The sequence below is a fragment of the Pseudoalteromonas sp. MMG006 genome (assembly GCF_018101025.1).
In the GTDB taxonomy this organism is placed as follows: Bacteria; Pseudomonadota; Gammaproteobacteria; order Enterobacterales; family Alteromonadaceae; genus Pseudoalteromonas.
Window position 1 is genome coordinate 167,355 of sequence record NZ_JAGJEJ010000005.1, and the last position, 18,375, is coordinate 185,729.

An 18,375-nucleotide genomic window follows, 5' to 3' on the forward strand; every position below is an offset into this window, starting at 1 on the left:
ATTTGCGGCTTTTTTGGTAGTAAATACTCGGTAATTACTTACGTTTAGTTTGCTTAACACGTTGATTGTGTTTTTTTACAGCTTTGCGTATTTGATTGATTTTAGCACGCTTGTCTTTACGCTTTTCAGGCATAACTGACAATTTAGTCTGGGTTTCTCTACCAAGTTTAACTGTTTTACGTAAATAGTTAACTGTTTCAAGGTCTAACTCATTCCAGCCACCTTGAGGTACGCGCTTATCAAGCTCTAATTTACCGTAACGAATACGAATAAGGCGAGATACTTCAACATCTTGAGACTGCCATAAACGACGAACTTCGCGGTTACGTCCTTCATTAAGTGTAACGTTAAACCAGCGGTTGATACCTTCGCCGCCCATTGGTTTTACACTTAAAAACTTAGCGGGACCATCTTCTAGCTCAACACCACGAGTAAGGTTTTTAACTGTTTCATTTGTGACTTCACCAAATACTCGAGCAGAGTATTCACGCTCTACTTCGTAGCTTGGGTGCATCAAACGATTTGCCAGCTCGCCATCATTAGTAAATAACATTAAGCCTGCGGTATTAATATCTAATCGTCCAACCGCAATCCAGCGCTCACCGTCAATACGAGGTAAGCGATCGAATACAGTACGACGGCCTTCAGGATCTTTACGTGTACTTAACTCACCTTCTGGTTTGTTGTACATAATGACACGACAGATACGATCTGCTTTCTCTTCAATTTTTACAGTATGACCGTCAACTCGAATTAAATCGGTTTCTTCAACACGGTCGCCTAGCTTAGCTACTTTGCCGTTAACACTAACGCGATTAGCATCAATGTATTTTTCCATTTCACGGCGTGAGCCCACGCCTGCACGGGCTAAGACTTTTTGTAACTTTTCACCTTGTATACTCATTCGGATGGTTCTCTCACAGAAGGATCGCTCATTAACTGATTAATTTTGCTTTGCTGATCTGACGGCAAAGCAGGTAAATTATCTAAACCTGTTAACGAAAAATAATCTAAAAATTGCTTAGTAGTTGCATATAATGCTGGTTTACCTGGTACTTCTTTATGCCCTACCACTTTAACCCACTCTCTTTCAAGTAAAGTTTTTATAATATTCGAACCCGTTGCTACCCCTCTTACTTGCTCAATTTCGCCACGCGTAATGGGCTGCCTGTAAGCGATAAGAGATAGCGTTTCAAGTAATGCACGTGAATACTTAGGCGCTCGTTCCTGCCATAAGTTATTTAGCCAAGGGCTTAAACTACTACAAGCCTGAAACCGATAACCACTTCCTACTTCAACTAAGCGTATACCACGGGTTTGAAAATGTATTTGTATTGTATCAATAGCGTCATTTATACGCGCCATAGAAATGGCTAAATCAGCCAGCACAACATCTTTAAGCTGGCGTTTGCTTAGAGGTTTACTAGCTACAAATATCGCCGCTTCAATGATTTCAACTAATTGTTCATCACTTATACGCCGACTAGCCATACACCTATTACCAAATAAAAATACACAGCCAACTATTATGACAGAAGTAGAGCAAACTAGGAAAATATATCTGCCTTTTAACTAAATTAAATGCACAAAAAAGCCAGCAATTAGTGCTGGCTTGTTCTACTTAACTTACATAGATAATATTAGCTATGTCTAAGTACTTTAAGGGCATCATCTTCGGCTACGGCTTTACCGTATTTTTTAATGTAACCTTTAAACTCACCTCTGCTGATGCGTTTATCGTTATTGCCGTCCATATAACCGAAATGATTTGAAATATCGTCATCGTCAGCTTCTTCTACTGAAATGTACCCATTTTTATCATTATCTAAACTCTTAAAATCGTTTTCAATTTTATCAAATTTAGCTATTTTAGCTTTAAATGCTGACTCACTAACTTCACTGTCAGTGGCTACCTTACCGGTATTTAATTGCATGTAGGTGTTAAATTCTTTACGACTGATCTCATTATCCATATTGGTATCAATATTTGAAAAGTGGCCCCAAATGTTGTCATCATCTGCCTCTACTTTTGAAATATAACCATCACTGTCGTTATCTAAACTTGCGAAATCGCTGTCGATTTTTTCTAACCCTTGGTTAGATGCACAAGCCGCTAAGCTCAAAGATGCTAAAATAGTTGTTGCTAGTGTTAACTTTTTCATAAGACGTATCCTTGTAGTTAGTAAATGTCACTTTAACTAATACAAGTCCAATGCCAAAATAAATAACACAATAAATATCAAGCACTTAATATTTTTTAGCTCACTTTATATACTCTAATCAATCACTTAGCTTTGCAATGATTGCAGCTTACCTTGTAATTTTTGCAAAAAAATACCCGGTATTAACCAGGCACTTTTTATAAAGCTAATATATTGCTTAAAAATTAAATAGCAGCGTTTTGGTAACGCTTAACAAACTCAGTTACGTTTTGACCGTTACATTTTAAAGAGTTTAAGTTACCAATCTTTTGACGTACTGGCGCTAACCCTTTTTTAAGTGCAGTCATACATAACTGTGTTTCTTGCTGTGCATCTTTAGCAAACATTTCAACTTTGTCTTGTGATGATGCACTAACAGTTGTTTTTTTAGCGATATTGCGAATGTCTTCACCGTTACACAAAATACTCTTAGAAAAACGAGATAAATAAACGCCATGTTGCGCAGCTTCTTTACGGGCAACACTAAAGCCTTCATTAGCACTTAATACACATAATTTAGACTCAAGTTTGTTGTCTTGACTAAAGTAAGTATTGCTTTGTGCACAAACAGTTGCAGATGCAAATAAAGCGCTGGCTAAAAGTAGTTGTGTTTTCATGAGAGATCCTATTTGAACGAGTTAAATAAGTAATTTTTGCGCATTATATATTCAAAAAAACTTATATCAATTGAAATTATTATTTATTTAAATAATTAATATTGCATTTACAATGTTTAAACTTTAGCCACCACTTGATCAACATTTGTGCAGCTATTAACTCAATTTAGTCATGTGATGTACGCGTATTTACTGATACAATTTAGACCATTAAATAGAACCAATTTTAAGGTAAATTTTATGAAAGTGATTTCTTTCAATATCAATGGTCTGCGTGCTCGTCTTCATCAATTACAAGCAATAATAGATAAACACCAACCAGACGTTATTGGCTTGCAAGAGATTAAAGTTCATGATGAAGCATTCCCATTAGAAGATGTTCAAAAAATGGGATACCACGTTTATTTTCATGGTCAAAAAGCACATTACGGTGTAGCTATGTTATGCAAAAAAGAGCCTAAATCGGTCTTAAAAGGCTTTGCTACAGATACTGATGAATCACAAAAACGCATGATAAGCGTAACTATTGAACAAGACAATGGCCGTGACCTAACCGTGATGAATGGTTATTTTCCACAAGGTGATAACATTAATCACGAAACTAAATTTCCTTATAAACGTCAATTTTATAAAGATTTAATGACTCACCTAGAAACTAACCACACACCAGAGCAAGACGTAATTGTAATGGGCGACATAAACATCTCCCCTACCGATCTAGATATTGGCATTGGGGATGTAAACGCTAAGCGCTGGTTAAAAACTGGTAAATGTTCTTTTCAACCAGAGGAGCGCGAGTGGTTAGCAACATTATTAAATTGGGGCTTTACAGATACCTTTAGAGAGCAAAACCCAGACACAAACGATCAATACTCATGGTTTGACTATCGTTCAAAAGGCTTTGTAGATAACCGTGGCCTTCGTATCGACGTAGTACTTGCTACTAAAGACCTTGCTGCACGATGCATAGATACAGGTATTGATTATGAGCTACGCGGTATTGAAAAGCCCTCTGATCACGCACCTATTTGGTCTACATTTAAATAGTTTTGATGCTTAGCTTTACTTTACAAGGGCTATTTTGGGCCCTTGTTATTATTATTGCTTTACTAAGCTTTGATAAAAAAACATACAAAGCACTTTACACTACATCCGCGCGGCAAACGGGTGTGCTTGCATGCGCTTTAGTATTTGCCGTGCTTTGGCGTATAAAAGCCGGTATTTTAACAGGCCTCGATTTACACATTTTAGGCGTTACTGCAGCGACCTTAATTTTAGGGTGGCGATTAGCTATTTTAAGCTCTCTGCTAGCCAGCGTATTATTAACTGCCGTTGGTCAAATCGAGCTTAATCTGTTACCCATGCAAATACTTATTGGCGCATTTATACCTATATTATTGAGCTACCTTGGCTTTTTAATCAGTTACCAATATTTACCCCGCCATTTTTTTGTTTATATATTTGTTTGTGCATTTATAACAGCTGGGTTTATTGCCTGTATAAAAATAAGCTTAGGTGCATTATTTTATCTGACAATAGGCCAATACAATTGGCAAGAACTGGCTGATAACTACGTTTATTTGAGTGCTATAATTTGGTTCCCTGAAGCAATGCTCAATGGTATGGCTATTACTATTATGATCACTTACCGCCCACACTGGGTTAAGACTTTTTACGATAAGGACTACCTAGACTCATGAGTCTACAATATCAATGCCCACTGTGTAACCAAGCACTTATAAAAACAGACTCTACGCTTCGCTGTACTAATAATCACAGTTTTGATTTTGCAAAAGAAGGTTATGTTAATTTGCTACCGGTTCAGCAAAAAAATTCAAAACAACCAGGCGATTCTCTAGAAATGGTGCAAGCTAGACGTGCATTTTTGGAAACAGGTCATTACCGCTTTTTACAGCAAAGCCTTAGTAATACAATTAGTAAGATATGCGCTACTACTGTTGTAGATTTAGGTTGTGGTGAAGGGTTTTATACTCAAGCCATAGCAAATAAAACAAATGCGCAGGTATACGGCGTTGATATTTCAAAGTCTGCGGTTAAATATGCCGCTAAACGCTACCCTAACTGCCATTTTAGCGTGGCTTCTATAAGCCAAGCCCCCTTTAAAAATGAATTTGCTGATGTGCTTGTTAGTGTTTTTGCTCCTTTATTTGAGCAAGAGCTGGCACGCCTAGCAAATAAAAACACAACTTTAGTGGTTGCAAGCCCAGGTCCTTGGCATTTAAAAGAACTAAAATCGTACATTTATTCAAATATAAATGAACACACAGAAATAACAACGCCAGAAGGCTTTGAAAAATCAGCACAATCGCTTTTAACCGAAACCGTTACACTCGGTGTAGCCGACATTAAAAACTTAATTATGATGACTCCGTTTGCATGGAAGTTTAGACCCGAGCACTGGACAGCGCTCGAGGAAAAAGGTGAGCACAAGGTCACCTTATCGTTTTACATAACTCAGTTTATTAAAACTGCTCTTTAGTGAACGCCCTATCCATTTTTTCAAACATATCTTTAAGTAAGCTAGCAAGCTCCATGTAACGGGGCTTGTTTTCACTAAGTTGAACTTGATAACCGTTTTCTACCATTTTTGTATAAAGCTCGGTGTACCACTTATGCATTGCGGGTTCTAAAGGTGTTTGAGCTCGTTTACCTAGCCAAAATATACCTTGTAAAGGCAGTGATATAAAAAATAATGCGCTAGCAATTGCCTGTGGTAAAAAGTCAGGGCCTAAGTAGTTAAGTTGAAAAAACAAAGTAAGCATAGCTAAGATTGGCATCACAGTTATGGCAAGTTCAGTGGCTTTTATTACCCTAAATTCTAAAAATAAAGGTGCAAGCTCTTTGCGCATAGGCCAGTTTTTAGCATACAAACGACCCGTTTGTAGTTGTGACATCACACTTTTTTGCATCATGACTCCTCACAGATACCGCTTTTAAAAATAAGTTTAGTACTCAGCATTTCCAAAGTGTAACACAAAATAAGGACGTTACACTTTATCAGTAAAAACACTTAATTTTGCTGTTAAATCACCCAAAATACTAAACTAAATTGCTGAACTAAGTTAAAATAGGCAACGCTAAAATAAAATGTTTAGCCTTTATCAGCTCAAGTGTAGCGCCTAATACTTAACGCTCACTTACTAATTTGTTTATGGAAATTAAATCTATGCCAACAACTTCCCCTAAGTCACAACATGTTTTAGTACTAAATTGTGGTAGCTCTAGCTTAAAGTTTGCCATTATTGATGCAAACGACGGGCACGAAATAATTTCGGGCCTCGCAGAGCGCTTAGGTGCTGACGCGCCGTCTATTAAATATAAATATAATGGCGCCAAAACAGTAATTGAGCTGGGAGCAAATCAAGCACATGCTGAGGCAATAAATACGCTTGTAACCTTAATAAAAGATCACAAACTAGATGAGCACCTAATCGCTGTAGGCCATCGGGTAGTTCATGGTGGTGAGCACTTTACAAAATCAGTTCTAATTGATGATGCTGTAATTGAAGGTATTACTAAAGCATCATCTTTGGCTCCTTTGCATGGTCATGCTAACTTGTTAGGAATTTCTTCAGCACAAAATTCCTTTACAGGCCTACCTCAAGTAGCCGTATTTGATACCGCTTTTCATCAAACCATGGATGAAGTTGCTTACTTATATGCATTACCTTATAAGCTTTATACCGACTACGGTGTAAGACGTTACGGCATGCATGGTACAAGCCATTATTACGTAGCAGGCCAAACAGCTAAATTATTAAACCAGCCTATTGAGCAAAGTAATTTTATTAGCGCTCATCTAGGTAATGGTTGCTCTGTTTGCGCAATTAAAAACGGAGAAAGTGTTGATACAAGCATGGGCTTAACACCACTGGCAGGCATAGTTATGGGTACTCGTAGTGGTGATATTGACCCTGGTTTATTTAATTTTTTAACAACCCAACTAGATTATAACGCAAAACAAATTGATAACTTATTAAACCAAGAAAGTGGCCTTTTAGGTATTAGTGAGCTTTCTAATGACTGCCGTACAATTGAAGAAGCCGCAGTTGCAGGACATAAAAAAGCACAATTAGCGCTTGATATTTTTTGTTACCGTTTAGCTAAACAAATTGCGGCTTACATGGTGCCATTGCAACGCCTAGATGCACTTATCTTTACTGGTGGTATAGGTGAAAACTCCGATATTATTCGAGCAAATGTTATCAAACAACTTGGCTACTTAGGCCTTAACTGTGACGAGCAATCAAACTTAAATGCACGCTTTGGCAACCAAGGTATTATAAGTGCATCTGATAAGATGCCAAAAGCAATAGTAATGCCGACAAACGAAGAGTGGGTTATTGCTTTAGATGCCGCAAATATTGTTAAGGAGCTATAATTATGGCACGTAGAATAATGCTTATACCCGTGTCTACCGGTGTCGGCTTAACATCAGTATCTGTTGGGTTAGTGCGCGCTCTGGAGCAAAAAACGGTTAAAGTTAATTTCTTTAAACCAATCGCACAACCACGAACTGGTGAAACCGGCCCAGAAAAATCAACACAAGTTGTTATACAAGGCTCATCAATATCGCCTCCAACACCCTTTGCATTAAGTTACGCTGAGCAAATGATTGGCGACGGTAAGGGCGATGATTTACTTGAAGAAATTGTAGAACGATTTGAAAGTAAAATTAATGACGACGAAGTCGCTATCATTGAAGGTATGGTCCCTACGCGTAGGCAACCTTATGCAGGTCGCGTAAACCGCGAAATAGCGCAAACTCTCGGTGCCGACATTGTTTTTGTACTTACCCCTGGCAACTACAATATAACGCAAATAGAAGATCGTCTTGAAATAGCTGCTGGTTATTATGGTGGTATAGATCACCCACGTGTTCTTGGTTGTATTTTTAATAAAGTAAATGCCCCACTTGACGAGGAAGGCCGCGCACGTGCAGATTTAGTTGATGCCTACAAACCTGACGAATTAGATAACGAGCTAAACCGCTTAGCTTCTTTACCAATTTTTAGAAAAAACCCGTTTATGTTACTTGGCGCCATTCCGTGGGACTTTGACCTAGTAGCACCTCGCGTTAAAGATTTAAGCGCATATTTAAAAGCAACCATTATTAACGAAGGTGACATGCTGCATCGTCGTCTGCGTCGAATTACATTTTGTGCACGAACAGTGTCAAACATTTTGAATCACTTTACGCCTGGCGCATTATTAGTAACACCAGGCGATCGCTCAGATATACTTGTAGCTGCCTGTTTATCGGCCATGAATGGCACCAAAATTGGCGCAATATTACTAACCGGTGGCTTTGAACCTGAAGCGCGCATAATGGCACTGTGCGAACAAGCTATGCAAACAGGCTTACCAATACTTGCAACCGAAGCCGATACATGGCGTACATCATTGCTACTTCATAACTTTAATATGGAAGTACCGAGTGATGATGACCAACGAATTGAAAAAGTAAAAGATCACAATGCGCAGTTTATCGATTCAGACTGGTTAGATACACTCGCTAAAAACGTTGGTAAAACACGTAAGCTGTCACCACCAGCATTTCGTTACTTATTAACAGATAAAGCCCGCCAAGCAGGTAAAACAGTCGTACTACCTGAAGGTAACGAACCACGCACAATAAAAGCGGCTGCTATTTGTGGCCAGCGCGGTATTGCTAAAACTATATTGCTAGGTGATCGCGATGAAATTATGCGTATAGCAGAGCAACAAGGTATAGAATTAAACGAACATGTAAGCATTGTTGAACCTAAAAGTATTATTAGCGAGTATATTGAACCTATGGTCGAGATACGCAAAGGTAAAGGTTTAACAGCCGTTGTGGCTCAGGAGCAACTGCAAGATAACGTAGTGCTAGGTACTATGATGCTAGAGCAAGGTAAAGTAGATGGCTTAGTATCGGGTGCAGTAAACACCACTGCTAATACTATTCGCCCGCCACTTCAGCTTATTAAAACAGCCCCGGGATCATCGCTCGTATCCTCTGTATTTTTTATGCTACTGCCTGACCAAGTTCTTGTTTATGGAGACTGTGCAATAAATCCAGATCCAAATGCTGAGCAACTTGCTGATATAGCAATTCAATCAGCCGACTCAGCCGCCGCGTTTGGAATTGAGCCGCGTGTAGCTATGATAAGTTACAGTACTGGCACATCTGGTACTGGTGCCGATGTAGAAAAAGTACGTGAGGCGACCAAAATAGCGCAGCAAAAACGCCCTGATTTGATTATTGATGGCCCCCTTCAGTACGACGCCGCAATTATGGAAAACGTTGCGCTTAAAAAAGCACCAAATAGCCCAGTTGCAGGTAAAGCAACCGTATTTATATTCCCAGATCTAAATACTGGTAATACAACCTATAAAGCCGTACAACGTAGTGCCGATTTAATAAGTATCGGCCCTATGCTTCAAGGTATGCGTAAGCCAGTTAACGATTTAAGCCGCGGCGCATTAGTTGACGATATTGTTTACACTATTGCACTAACGGCTATTCAAGCAGCCCAAGCTGAAGCTTTAATTACGCAATAATCTAAACGAGTGCTTTTTATAGCCTAGCTATTATTTATTTAATAATTAATGAGTTAGGCTATTTATACCTACCAATTCCCATACTTATCCACAGAAATTGTGGGTAAGTTTTTAATCTTTATTAAAGCCTGTCTACAAACCGCTATTTTAGTCACTGATACACCTTTAATTTAAATCCAATAATCTATACTATAAAGCTATCAATATGGCTGTATCGCAGGCGTTTAATGTCAAAACAAACATTACAATTACACAGCACGCTTTTATCTATTCACAGTTTAGACGTTGATGCCAACATACCTTCGGCACTGTTAAAACAGCCTTTATTTTTTATTTCTAAAACTCACGATGAGCTATCGATTGTTTGCCCTAGTGAATTTGAAATCCAAAGCTTAGATACAGAGCCTGACTGGCAAGCACTCGAAGTAGTTGGCCCATTAGGCTTTTCGCTCACAGGTATAATGGCTAATATATCAGGCGTACTCGCCAGCGCTAAAGTTTCTATTTTTTCAATATCTACTTACGATACAGATTATATTTTGGTAAAAAAACAAACAGCCTCAAAAGCACTTAAAGCGTTAAAAAGTGATGGCTACAATGTGGTAGCAGATTAGCCAATGAAAGCACAGCAAATCGACTATTTAGCCGTTAATAAAACACCTAATAATGCAATTTCTATTATCAGCCCATTTACTGGTAAAGTAGCCATGCTTGATAGCCATCCCGAACCGTTTTTTAAATATGGCACGCTTGGCCCTGGCATTATGGTGAGCCTTACCAGCCATAAAATTTTAGCCCCTTTTGATGGCACATTACTTCAAGTAAAAAACGCAGGTACTGAGTTTATTTTGCAGGCTAAAAATGGCCTAAAAGTGTTAATAAACTTAACTATTGCTGGCTCACCGCCTATTACTCATACCCATATAGCCCAGCTTAACGGTAGTGAAATACATAAAGGTCAGCGCCTTGCGTATTTTGACCTGCGAAAGCTTGATACCCCCATGCTGGCAAGTTTAATATTACTCAACGGCCATACTTTAGGTACATTTCATTACTCGCATACGCATGTGAATGCGGGTGCAGATCCCCTATTAACTATTATCAAAAAGAAGTAGATTTATGATCACTCTATACGGCATAAGCAATTGCGACACGATAAAAAAAGCTAAAAAATACTTAGCAGATAATAATATTGAGTTTACTTTTCATGACTATCGAAAAGATGGCGTAAACACTCAACTGGTTAGCACGTTTGCAGACAAACTAGACTGGGAGCAGCTAGTTAATAAACGCGGCACCACGTACCGCGCATTATCTGATGAGCAAAAACAAAGTCTGACTAAAGAGTCTGCAATAGAGCTACTTGTTGAGCAGCCAGCAATGATCAAACGCCCTGTACTTGTAAACAATAGTAGCTACCATTTAGGCTTTAAAGCTGCTCAATATGATGAGATTTTTAAATAATGACACACGATGTAATTGCACTTGCACAAGCACTTATTCAGCGTGAATCAGTAACACCTGAAGATGCTGGCTGCCAACAAATGATGAACGATCGCCTAAAGGCGGTTGGCTTTAATATTGAATCATTATTTTTTACTGACACGCTAAATACATGGGCACGTAAAGGCACTCAGTCACCGCATTTTTGCTTTGCAGGACATACCGATGTTGTACCTACAGGCCCAGCACAAAATTGGCAACATCCACCGTTTTCGGGTTTGGTAAAAGATGGTTTGTTACATGGTCGCGGCGCCGCTGACATGAAAGGCTCTCTTGCAGCAATGCTCGTTGCAACAGAGCGTTTTATTGCTAAAAACCCAGATCACAAAGGCTCTATTTCATTTTTAATAACCTCAGACGAAGAAGGTCCATTTATAAATGGCACAACTCGCGTAATAGATACGTTAGAAGCGCGCGGTGAAAAAATCGACATGTGTCTAGTTGGTGAGCCATCATCACGCGATGTATTAGGAGATGTAGTTAAAAACGGTCGTCGTGGTTCTCTAACCGGCTTTTTAAAAGTAAAAGGTATACAAGGCCATGTTGCCTACCCACACTTAGCACAAAACCCTATTCACTTATCATCTGAAGCCATTACTGAGCTTAGCCAAACAGTGTGGGATGAGGGTAATGAGTTTTTCCCAGCGACTAGCTTTCAAGTATCAAACATAAATGGCGGCACTGGTGCAGGTAATGTAATACCAGGTGAACTTGAAATACAATTTAACTTTAGATTTAGTACCGAAGTAACGCATGAGCAATTACAAGCACGCGTAAACGCAATATTACAAAAGCACAAATTAAACTACGAGCTAAGCTGGATAGTGAATGGTCTGCCATTTATAACTGAGCACGGCCCGCTCGTGGATGCCACTGTTAGTGCTATTAAATCTGTCACAGGGCTTACTACCAACTTAGAAACCACCGGTGGGACATCTGATGGACGCTTTATAGCGCAAACAGGCGCAAAAGTTATTGAGCTTGGACCGCGTAACGCCACAATTCATAAAGTGGATGAATGTGTAAGTACAGATGACTTAATCGCACTTGCCGATATTTACGAACAAATCCTCGAAAACCTTTTAACATAATGGCTTTAAGCAACTTAATAGCCTGTGAGTGTATCACTGGGCAAAGTGATACACATTTAATCGAGATTCAAGGCCATCGCTTACATAGCGAAATTATTGATGATTTTTTAGCGCTACAAAATGCAGCTAAAAATGCAGGTTTTGATTTAACAATTGCCTCAAGCTTTAGAGATTTTGATCGCCAATCGATGATTTGGAACAATAAATTTTCAGGTAGTCGCCCTGTTTATAATAAGCAGCAACAGCCCGTAGATTTAACCAAATTAACGGATATAAATAAGTGTATTGCTATAATGCGCTACTCTGCCCTGCCCGGTGCAAGTAGACATCATTTAGGCACCGATCTCGATATATTTGATAAAGCGGCGGTAAATGACGATTACATATTACAGCTAACTCCAAATGAGTATGAGCAAGGCGGCCCATTCGCCCCTTTGAGCAATTGGCTTAACAATAACTTAGCTAAATTTGGTTTTTATCGCCCTTATAAACATGATTTAGACGGGGTTGCGCCTGAGCTTTGGCATATTAGCCATATTAAACAGTCACAATTAATGGTTGATGCGCTTAGCGAGAAAATACTTTACGAGTGTATTAATAACAGTGAGTTACTTGGTAAGTCAGCTATTTTAGCCAACCTACCTGCGCTTTATAAACGTTTTATAAGTAACGTAAGCCCGCCATAATGTGGGTTTACTTAATTACTGAGCCTTGTGTTTATTTAATATAAAGACCAGCACAGCCCCTAGTATTAGTGAGCTTGCTATTACAAATTCAACCGTTAATTGCTCAGACAAAAACAGCACCCCAGCTACAGCTGCAAGTACCGGTACACATAATTGCACCACAGCGGCTTGTGTACTTTTAAGCAGCGGCATAGCTACATACCAAATACTATAACCAACACCTGATGCTATCGCACCTGACGCACATGCTAGTAACACTCCTTCAATGCTCACCGTTTTTATATAGCTCATACCCACTAGCAATAAAATAGGCACAGCCACTAAGCTTCTAACAAAATTAAACCCAGTAGTACGAAGCGGCGATACACATACTTTACCGCGTATGCTGTAAATACCCCACGCTACGCCACTTAATGCCATAAGGGATGCGCCTAAAACTGAAGGCACAGCGGCTGATGGCAGCATTAAATACACAAAACCACCCAACGCCACAATAAATGCTGCCCATTGCAATGCACTTAATTGCTCTTTTTTATAAATTCCCCAGCCAATCATCGTTAACTGCACCGCTGAGAATAAAATAAGTGCACCAGTGCCAGTATCTAGCTCTACGTATGCTATTGAAAAACACAGCGCATAAACTAATAAACTAATACTGCTTCGCCAGCTCCCTCTATCATTTAAAATTTCATAGTTAAATGCACCTTTACGTTTTAAATTGTAACTATAAACCCCCATTATAATCCCTAGGCAGGCAGCACCGCTCAATAGGCGAATAATAGTAAAGTTCCACGGGTCTATGTAACCTTGCGCGAGCGCCATACGGCAAAACAAAGAATTTGCGGCAAACGCAATTAAAGCAATAAGTGTATATAAAGTGGCTTTCAAAAAAATTCCTTAAAACAAAGATATTAGCCTTTTTAAAGCAATCGAATTAATTTCATAAATCAAACTTAGAAGGCGATTCATTTAAACAGGATTAGCCTTGTGGTGCAAAGAATGTATGTTTTTATATAATTAGGTTAAGCATTTAGAAACTTAATACAAAATTAATAACCGCCGTTCGTAGCACTAAGTTTTACGCTTAAGGTTATATTTTAATAAAACCTAGTTCATGTTAATCCTGCCACTCAGCAATTGATTTAGTATTTGTATGAAGCAATGTGTTGAATATAAAAATTCACGTATTGTTCACCAACATTACTCTACGATTTCTTACAATGTTTCGTACATATAACTAAAAAAAACATGTTAATGTGTGAAAGTAAATTTAGAGGAGTGCTCAGTGCGCCGCAGTATAATTTTAAGCTTTTGTTGTATTTTAAGTGGTTGTAGCACAATGGGTTTTAACGACCTATTTAACGACTACGCCACCCAAATGACACCTGTAAGACATGCGATCGAAAATAATAATCTCGAAGAAGCACAATCGCTCATTGCTAAAAATAGCACTACGCACAGCAGCTACTTATTAAACCAATTAGAACAAGCGCGTTTAAACGACCTAGCTAATGCCCCATCAAACGCTCAAGCCAAGTTCGAAACTGTGTATACACAAATGCAAAATAAGCGAGAAGCTGCAAAAGTTCAGTTAAGTGCAGGGCTTGAGCAAAGTAATGCATTATTTACTAATGACTCAGCCATTACATATGTGCCGCCCGCTTACGAAATGAGCATGTTACATAGTTTTAAAGCATTAAATTATGTTTATAAAAATGATATTGAAGGCGCACTTGTAGAAGTACGCCGAGCTAACAAAGTGCAAGTAGACGCTTTAGAAGAAAACCAAACAAACGTAGACTCAACAGTAAAAGAAGCGCAGCAACATTACCCAAGCATGAGTAACGTTACACGAGACGTTAAAAATGGCTTTCAAAATGCGTACACATTTTATTTATCGGCCTTGCTTTATCAAAGCGCTAAACAATATGACGATGCTTATATAGATTACAAAAAAGCATTAGCTATACAGCCAAACAATATCTATTTACAGCGTGATGTAATGCGCCTTGCAAAAAAACAAGGGTTCGATCAAGACTTAACTGAATTTAAAAAGCGCTATAGCGATGTATCAAGCATACTTGCAAGTCAAGGCGAGGTAGTTGTGCTATTTGAACAAGGCTTAGTGCCTAAACAAGATGAATTTAAATTACGCCTACCAATATATACATCCGGTGGCGATGCGCGTTTTTATAGCCTGGCAATGCCAGTATATAAAGATAGTGCCTACGTGCGTGGTGTAAATAATATCAACATAGACTCACAAAGTTTAGAACTAAGCCCATTAGTACATATAGAAGCACTTGCAGCAAAAACGTTAGAAGAACAAATACCTGCAAAAGTAGCACGCCAAGTACTGCGCCTAGTCGCTAAAGAAAAAGTCAGAGCTGAGCTTGCCCGCAGCGCAGGTGACGTAGGAAATATACTGGCCAATATTTATAATCTAGCGTCTGAGCAAGCCGACACTCGCAGCTGGCTTACACTTCCTAATCAAATAAGTGTAGCTCGCAGTAGCGTTAATGCAGGCGAGCACTCAGTAAATATAGGTAATCATCCGCCTATAAACTTTACCGTTAGTAAGCAAGGGTTAACGTTAATTTACCTAACCTCTATTAATAACTACTTTAACTATCATGTAGTCCAACTCTAGGAGTCATCATGAAATACATAGTGCCACTATTTGCAGTCTTAATGCTAAGTGCATGTGCAATCCAACCTGTTACATCAGGAATATCAGTTGAACAAAGCAAAAACAATTTTAACGAGCAGTTGCGTGTTGATAACCCTGATTTAGGTAACAAACTGGCTATTACTGATGTAAAAACGCGTCAAACTAACCAGTTAACCGACGTGGTAGTCACACTTTCTAGCCAATACAAAAAGTCACAATATTTACAGTACCAATTTAATTGGTTTGATAAAGACGGCTTTATAATTAAAGGCAATCACTCGCCTTGGCAAGCACTTACCCTATTTGGTTTTGCAAAAACTCAATTACCGGGCTTAGCGCCAAGCACTGATGCGGTTACGTTCTCTTTAGCTGTTAGAGAAGTATCTACCGAATCACAAGAATTTAAAGATTAGAGGAAACAATAATGATTAATACAAAATTTAAAACAGTATCTACTTATGCTTTAGTGGGTTTAAGCGCGTTAGTATTAAGCGGCTGTGCAAATAAAGCAGTGGTAAGTTACGGCGATGCACAAGCTGTAGAAACAACCGATATTAACTTTGGCTCTACCGATTTACAAAAAGTTGCCAGCCAAATGACCGACTCATTATTAAGCTCGCCGGTTGTTGGCACAATGACCGCTAACAAGCGCCCTGTTGTATTTGTAGAGCGTATTAAAAACAAAACCAGCGAGCACATTGATACAGAATCAATCACCGATTCAATCTCTACGCAAATGCTTCGCAGCGGTAAGTTTCGTTTTGTAGATATGACGCGTGTTGAGTCAGTACGTGAGCAACTTAATTTTCAAAACGAAGATGCGCTTGTTAACCCATCAACAGCCGTTGCCTTTGGTAAGCAAATTGGTGCGCAATACATGTTATACGGAAACCTATCGAGCATTGTTAAGTCAAACGCTGATAAATCGGATGTTTATTACAAGTTTACAATGCGCTTAATGGATATGGAAAGCGGCCTTGTAGAATGGGCTGACGAAACTGAAATTCGTAAAACTAAAGAAAAATCGACATTTGGTTGGTAGTTACTAGGCCTTTACGGGCTAATAAGCCCATAAAGGCTACCAATAGGAGATTATTATGAAAGCTATAACATTAATAATGTGTGCCCTACTTAGTGTGAGCGCCCCAACTTTTGCTCAATATGAGCGAAATAAAGCAGTACCTGTTCAACAGGTTTTATTTGGTGATGTAAAATCGGTGCGTAATATTACCGAACAAGAACTCATACAAGATAAAAACAACGGTTGGAAAACCTTTGGCGGCGCGTTACTAGGTGGCGTAATAGGTAATCAGTTTGGTGGCGGAAGTGGGCGCACAGTGGCAACTATTTTAGGCTCAGTTATTGGCGGAAGTGTTGCACATAATAAGCAACAGCAAAGCCATTATCAGCAAAATAATTTTGTTGAACTGTTAATACAAGTCGAAAATGGCGACCAGTTTATGGTAGTTCAAGATCAAGACCAGTCAATGCGTTTTAGCAGAGGCGACAATGTGCGATTAGTCTATTTAAGTGATAACACCGTACGGGTAGATAAAGCGTACTAGTCTAAATATCTATAAATAAAAAACGAGCCCAATTTGGCTCGTTTTTTATGCATTATATTAATTACACTTGTCGATAATCTTTAAAAAAACGCTTCATTTTAATCATTGCATCCGACAAGTCATCTTTGCTTGGTAAAAACACTAATCTAAAGTGATCAGGTTCAGGCCAATTAAATGCCCTACCGTGAACAAGTAATATTTTTTCGGCTTTTAGCAGATCGTACATCATTTTTTCGTCGTCTTTAACGTTAAAATGCTCTGTATCTACTTTAGCAAATGCATACAATGCACCTTTGGGTTTTTTACAGCTAATACCTTCAATTGCATTTAAACCGCGCCAAGCAATATCTCTTTGCTCGTATAAACGCCCGCCTGGATCTATTAGGCTATCAATTGATTGCACGCCGCCCAACGCTTGTTGAATTGCGTATTGCGCCGGTACATTGGCACATAAACGCATAGATGATAGTATTTCTAAGCCTTTTCTCAAATCATCCATAACCGAAGTACGTCCGCTTAAAACCATCCAGCCCATTCTAAGACCCGCTGCACGATACGTTTTAGCTAAGCCATTAAAAGTAATAATTGGCACATCATCGCAAAGTGATCCAATAGACGTATGCGTTATACCATCGTATAAAATTTTCTCGTAAATCTCATCACTTAACAGTAATAGCTTGTGCTCACGTGCAATATCTATCAGCTGCATGAGTAAATCGTCGCTGTAAACTGCACCTGTCGGGTTATTAGGGTTAATTAGCACTAGAGCTTTTGTTTTAGATGTAATTTTACTTTTTATGTCTGCTATATCCGGAAACCAATCTTGCTCTTCATCACACAGGTAGTGCACTGGGTTACCACCAGATAACGTCACCGATGCAGTCCAAAGAGGATAGTCAGGTGCAGGAATAAGCACTTCGTCGCCATTATTTAATAGCGCTTGGGTGATCATTTGAATAAGCTCGCTTACGCCATTGCCAATGTAAATGTTATCTACATCTAAATTGTGTAAGCCACGTTGTTGATAATGCTGATAAACGGCCACGCGAGCTGAATAGAGGCCTTTAGAGTCACAGTATCCTTGGGCTGAATATAAATTGCGAATAATATCGCGGTGCATATCTTCTGGCATATCAAAGCCAAAAGCGGCCGGATTACCTATATTCAGTTTTAATACTTTTTGTCCTTCGTCTTCCATTTTTTTAGCTTGTGCTAAAACCGGCCCACGAATGTCATAACATACACCTTCTAATTTGTGACTCTTTTTAATTTCAGACATTATTACCTCTTTAGGGCGTTTTAGCTTTATGGATTAAATTCGTTCAATCTAGGGGTGTTTTAATCACGCGGGATTTGTAACCTAGTGGGCTCGCTAACGGCTCCTGCGTTACCCTACTGGCTTACATCTATGTAAGAATAAGTAAAAAATGAGTAACAAAAAGAAAATAGCCCTAGGAAGACCCCTCTGGGCAATGCG

21 protein-coding genes are annotated in these 18,375 nt (G+C 38.9%); 14 read left to right on the top strand and 7 right to left on the bottom strand.

Translation table 11 applies throughout. The annotated features are described in order from the left end of the window. Nucleotides 1-34: 34 nt before the first annotated feature. The 4 genes from rluB to J8L73_RS07605 all read right to left on the bottom strand — a co-directional run bounded on the left by rluB (nucleotide 35) and on the right by J8L73_RS07605 (nucleotide 2,818). Nucleotides 35-904 (bottom strand): 23S rRNA pseudouridine(2605) synthase RluB, encoded by an 870-nt coding sequence (rluB, locus tag J8L73_RS07590; RefSeq protein WP_058549033.1) that lies wholly within the window; start codon nucleotides 902-904, stop codon nucleotides 35-37. Continuing rightward, the gene (scpB, locus tag J8L73_RS07595) at nucleotides 901-1,491 is read right to left on the bottom strand and encodes an SMC-Scp complex subunit ScpB (protein WP_211015861.1); all 591 of its coding nucleotides are present in this window, start codon (nucleotides 1,489-1,491) and stop codon (nucleotides 901-903) included. Before scpB ends, rluB begins: the two co-directional genes overlap by 4 nt. Before the next feature lie 149 nt (nucleotides 1,492-1,640). Then, nucleotides 1,641-2,162, bottom strand: a complete 522-nt coding sequence (locus J8L73_RS07600; protein ID WP_211000214.1) for an EF-hand domain-containing protein — start codon at nucleotides 2,160-2,162, stop codon at nucleotides 1,641-1,643. Nucleotides 2,163-2,386: 224 nt separating this feature from the next. Then, nucleotides 2,387-2,818: an exonuclease III gene (locus tag J8L73_RS07605; RefSeq protein ID WP_211015863.1), complete on the bottom strand. Its 432-nt coding sequence runs from the start codon at nucleotides 2,816-2,818 to the stop codon at nucleotides 2,387-2,389. A 240-nt stretch (nucleotides 2,819-3,058) separates the two neighbouring features. On the opposite strand from J8L73_RS07605, the gene xthA reads away from it, so the two are divergent. From xthA to J8L73_RS07620, 3 genes are read left to right on the top strand one after another with little or no spacing between them, the layout of a single operon-like run. Then, nucleotides 3,059-3,865 carry an exodeoxyribonuclease III gene (xthA, locus tag J8L73_RS07610; protein ID WP_211015865.1) on the top strand — a complete coding sequence of 269 codons (807 nt, stop codon included), beginning with the start codon at nucleotides 3,059-3,061 and terminating at the stop codon, nucleotides 3,863-3,865. A gap of 5 nt (nucleotides 3,866-3,870) precedes the next feature. Continuing rightward, nucleotides 3,871-4,518, top strand: a complete 648-nt coding sequence (locus J8L73_RS07615; protein WP_211015867.1) for an energy-coupling factor ABC transporter permease — start codon at nucleotides 3,871-3,873, stop codon at nucleotides 4,516-4,518. Next, nucleotides 4,515-5,318: a putative RNA methyltransferase gene (locus tag J8L73_RS07620; protein WP_211015869.1), complete on the top strand. Its 804-nt coding sequence runs from the start codon at nucleotides 4,515-4,517 to the stop codon at nucleotides 5,316-5,318. Before J8L73_RS07615 ends, J8L73_RS07620 begins: the two co-directional genes overlap by 4 nt. Here the strand turns inward: J8L73_RS07620 and yfbV are convergent. Further along, a complete protein-coding gene (yfbV, locus tag J8L73_RS07625) occupies nucleotides 5,302-5,748 on the bottom strand; it encodes a terminus macrodomain insulation protein YfbV (protein ID WP_211015871.1) in 447 nt (148 codons plus the stop codon). The genes J8L73_RS07620 and yfbV overlap by 17 nt on opposite strands. A gap of 257 nt (nucleotides 5,749-6,005) precedes the next feature. Here yfbV and J8L73_RS07630 point away from each other — a divergent pair, with 257 nt between their 5' ends. The 7 genes from J8L73_RS07630 to J8L73_RS07660 all read left to right on the top strand — a co-directional run bounded on the left by J8L73_RS07630 (nucleotide 6,006) and on the right by J8L73_RS07660 (nucleotide 12,662). Beyond that, on the top strand, nucleotides 6,006-7,220 hold the full coding sequence (locus J8L73_RS07630) for an acetate kinase (protein WP_211015873.1): 1,215 nt from the start codon (nucleotides 6,006-6,008) through the stop codon (nucleotides 7,218-7,220). A gap of 2 nt (nucleotides 7,221-7,222) precedes the next feature. Next, the gene (gene pta / locus J8L73_RS07635; protein ID WP_211015875.1) at nucleotides 7,223-9,382 is read left to right on the top strand and encodes a phosphate acetyltransferase; all 2,160 of its coding nucleotides are present in this window, start codon (nucleotides 7,223-7,225) and stop codon (nucleotides 9,380-9,382) included. Between the two features lie 227 nt (nucleotides 9,383-9,609). Next, nucleotides 9,610-9,996: an ACT domain-containing protein gene (locus tag J8L73_RS07640; RefSeq protein ID WP_211015877.1), complete on the top strand. Its 387-nt coding sequence runs from the start codon at nucleotides 9,610-9,612 to the stop codon at nucleotides 9,994-9,996. A 3-nt stretch (nucleotides 9,997-9,999) separates the two neighbouring features. Beyond that, nucleotides 10,000-10,497, top strand: a complete 498-nt coding sequence (locus tag J8L73_RS07645; protein WP_211000222.1) for a PTS glucose transporter subunit IIA — start codon at nucleotides 10,000-10,002, stop codon at nucleotides 10,495-10,497. Nucleotides 10,498-10,501: 4 nt separating this feature from the next. After that, entirely contained in the window at nucleotides 10,502-10,846 is a 345-nt protein-coding gene (locus tag J8L73_RS07650; protein WP_211015879.1) for an ArsC family reductase, read from the top strand. Then, nucleotides 10,846-11,976: a succinyl-diaminopimelate desuccinylase gene (gene dapE, locus J8L73_RS07655; RefSeq protein ID WP_211015881.1), complete on the top strand. Its 1,131-nt coding sequence runs from the start codon at nucleotides 10,846-10,848 to the stop codon at nucleotides 11,974-11,976. The genes J8L73_RS07650 and dapE overlap by 1 nt, the downstream gene beginning before the upstream one ends. After that, nucleotides 11,976-12,662, top strand: a complete 687-nt coding sequence (locus J8L73_RS07660) for a M15 family metallopeptidase (RefSeq protein ID WP_211015883.1) — start codon at nucleotides 11,976-11,978, stop codon at nucleotides 12,660-12,662. Before dapE ends, J8L73_RS07660 begins: the two co-directional genes overlap by 1 nt. A gap of 15 nt (nucleotides 12,663-12,677) precedes the next feature. Here the strand turns inward: J8L73_RS07660 and J8L73_RS07665 are convergent, their stop codons facing one another. After that, nucleotides 12,678-13,550: a DMT family transporter gene (locus tag J8L73_RS07665; RefSeq protein ID WP_211015885.1), complete on the bottom strand. Its 873-nt coding sequence runs from the start codon at nucleotides 13,548-13,550 to the stop codon at nucleotides 12,678-12,680. Between the two features lie 397 nt (nucleotides 13,551-13,947). On the opposite strand from J8L73_RS07665, the gene J8L73_RS07670 reads away from it, so the two are divergent. Genes J8L73_RS07670 through J8L73_RS07685 form a run of 4 tightly spaced genes read left to right on the top strand, consistent with a single transcriptional unit; the run spans nucleotide 13,948 to nucleotide 16,898 of the window. Beyond that, a complete protein-coding gene (locus J8L73_RS07670; protein ID WP_211015887.1) occupies nucleotides 13,948-15,312 on the top strand; it encodes an adenine DNA methylase in 1,365 nt (454 codons plus the stop codon). A gap of 8 nt (nucleotides 15,313-15,320) precedes the next feature. After that, nucleotides 15,321-15,746: a YcfL family protein gene (locus J8L73_RS07675; RefSeq protein WP_211015890.1), complete on the top strand. Its 426-nt coding sequence runs from the start codon at nucleotides 15,321-15,323 to the stop codon at nucleotides 15,744-15,746. 8 nt (nucleotides 15,747-15,754) lie between these two features. Next, nucleotides 15,755-16,375: a penicillin-binding protein activator LpoB gene (lpoB, locus tag J8L73_RS07680; RefSeq protein ID WP_211016000.1), complete on the top strand. Its 621-nt coding sequence runs from the start codon at nucleotides 15,755-15,757 to the stop codon at nucleotides 16,373-16,375. 55 nt (nucleotides 16,376-16,430) lie between these two features. After that, nucleotides 16,431-16,898: a glycine zipper 2TM domain-containing protein gene (locus tag J8L73_RS07685; protein WP_211015892.1), complete on the top strand. Its 468-nt coding sequence runs from the start codon at nucleotides 16,431-16,433 to the stop codon at nucleotides 16,896-16,898. Between the two features lie 61 nt (nucleotides 16,899-16,959). Here J8L73_RS07685 and J8L73_RS07690 read toward each other — a convergent pair whose 3' ends face one another. Further along, the gene (locus J8L73_RS07690) at nucleotides 16,960-18,177 is read right to left on the bottom strand and encodes a pyridoxal phosphate-dependent aminotransferase (protein WP_211000230.1); all 1,218 of its coding nucleotides are present in this window, start codon (nucleotides 18,175-18,177) and stop codon (nucleotides 16,960-16,962) included. Nucleotides 18,178-18,375: the final 198 nt, after the last annotated feature.

Excerpts from the sequence above, each read along its gene's own strand:
- rluB (WP_058549033.1), bottom strand. The coding sequence starts at position 904 with ATGAGTATACAAGGTGAAAAGTTACAAAAAGTCTTAGCCCGTGCAGGC.
- scpB (WP_211015861.1), bottom strand. The coding sequence starts at position 1,491 with ATGGCTAGTCGGCGTATAAGTGATGAACAATTAGTTGAAATCATTGAA.
- J8L73_RS07600 (WP_211000214.1), bottom strand. The coding sequence starts at position 2,162 with ATGAAAAAGTTAACACTAGCAACAACTATTTTAGCATCTTTGAGCTTA.
- J8L73_RS07605 (WP_211015863.1), bottom strand. The coding sequence starts at position 2,818 with ATGAAAACACAACTACTTTTAGCCAGCGCTTTATTTGCATCTGCAACT.
- xthA (WP_211015865.1), top strand. The coding sequence starts at position 3,059 with ATGAAAGTGATTTCTTTCAATATCAATGGTCTGCGTGCTCGTCTTCAT.
- J8L73_RS07615 (WP_211015867.1), top strand. The coding sequence starts at position 3,871 with ATGCTTAGCTTTACTTTACAAGGGCTATTTTGGGCCCTTGTTATTATT.
- J8L73_RS07620 (WP_211015869.1), top strand. The coding sequence starts at position 4,515 with ATGAGTCTACAATATCAATGCCCACTGTGTAACCAAGCACTTATAAAA.
- yfbV (WP_211015871.1), bottom strand. The coding sequence starts at position 5,748 with ATGCAAAAAAGTGTGATGTCACAACTACAAACGGGTCGTTTGTATGCT.
- J8L73_RS07630 (WP_211015873.1), top strand. The coding sequence starts at position 6,006 with ATGCCAACAACTTCCCCTAAGTCACAACATGTTTTAGTACTAAATTGT.
- pta (WP_211015875.1), top strand. The coding sequence starts at position 7,223 with ATGGCACGTAGAATAATGCTTATACCCGTGTCTACCGGTGTCGGCTTA.
- J8L73_RS07640 (WP_211015877.1), top strand. The coding sequence starts at position 9,610 with ATGTCAAAACAAACATTACAATTACACAGCACGCTTTTATCTATTCAC.
- J8L73_RS07645 (WP_211000222.1), top strand. The coding sequence starts at position 10,000 with ATGAAAGCACAGCAAATCGACTATTTAGCCGTTAATAAAACACCTAAT.
- J8L73_RS07650 (WP_211015879.1), top strand. The coding sequence starts at position 10,502 with ATGATCACTCTATACGGCATAAGCAATTGCGACACGATAAAAAAAGCT.
- dapE (WP_211015881.1), top strand. The coding sequence starts at position 10,846 with ATGACACACGATGTAATTGCACTTGCACAAGCACTTATTCAGCGTGAA.
- J8L73_RS07660 (WP_211015883.1), top strand. The coding sequence starts at position 11,976 with ATGGCTTTAAGCAACTTAATAGCCTGTGAGTGTATCACTGGGCAAAGT.
- J8L73_RS07675 (WP_211015890.1), top strand. The coding sequence starts at position 15,321 with ATGAAATACATAGTGCCACTATTTGCAGTCTTAATGCTAAGTGCATGT.
- J8L73_RS07685 (WP_211015892.1), top strand. The coding sequence starts at position 16,431 with ATGAAAGCTATAACATTAATAATGTGTGCCCTACTTAGTGTGAGCGCC.
- J8L73_RS07690 (WP_211000230.1), bottom strand. The coding sequence starts at position 18,177 with ATGTCTGAAATTAAAAAGAGTCACAAATTAGAAGGTGTATGTTATGAC.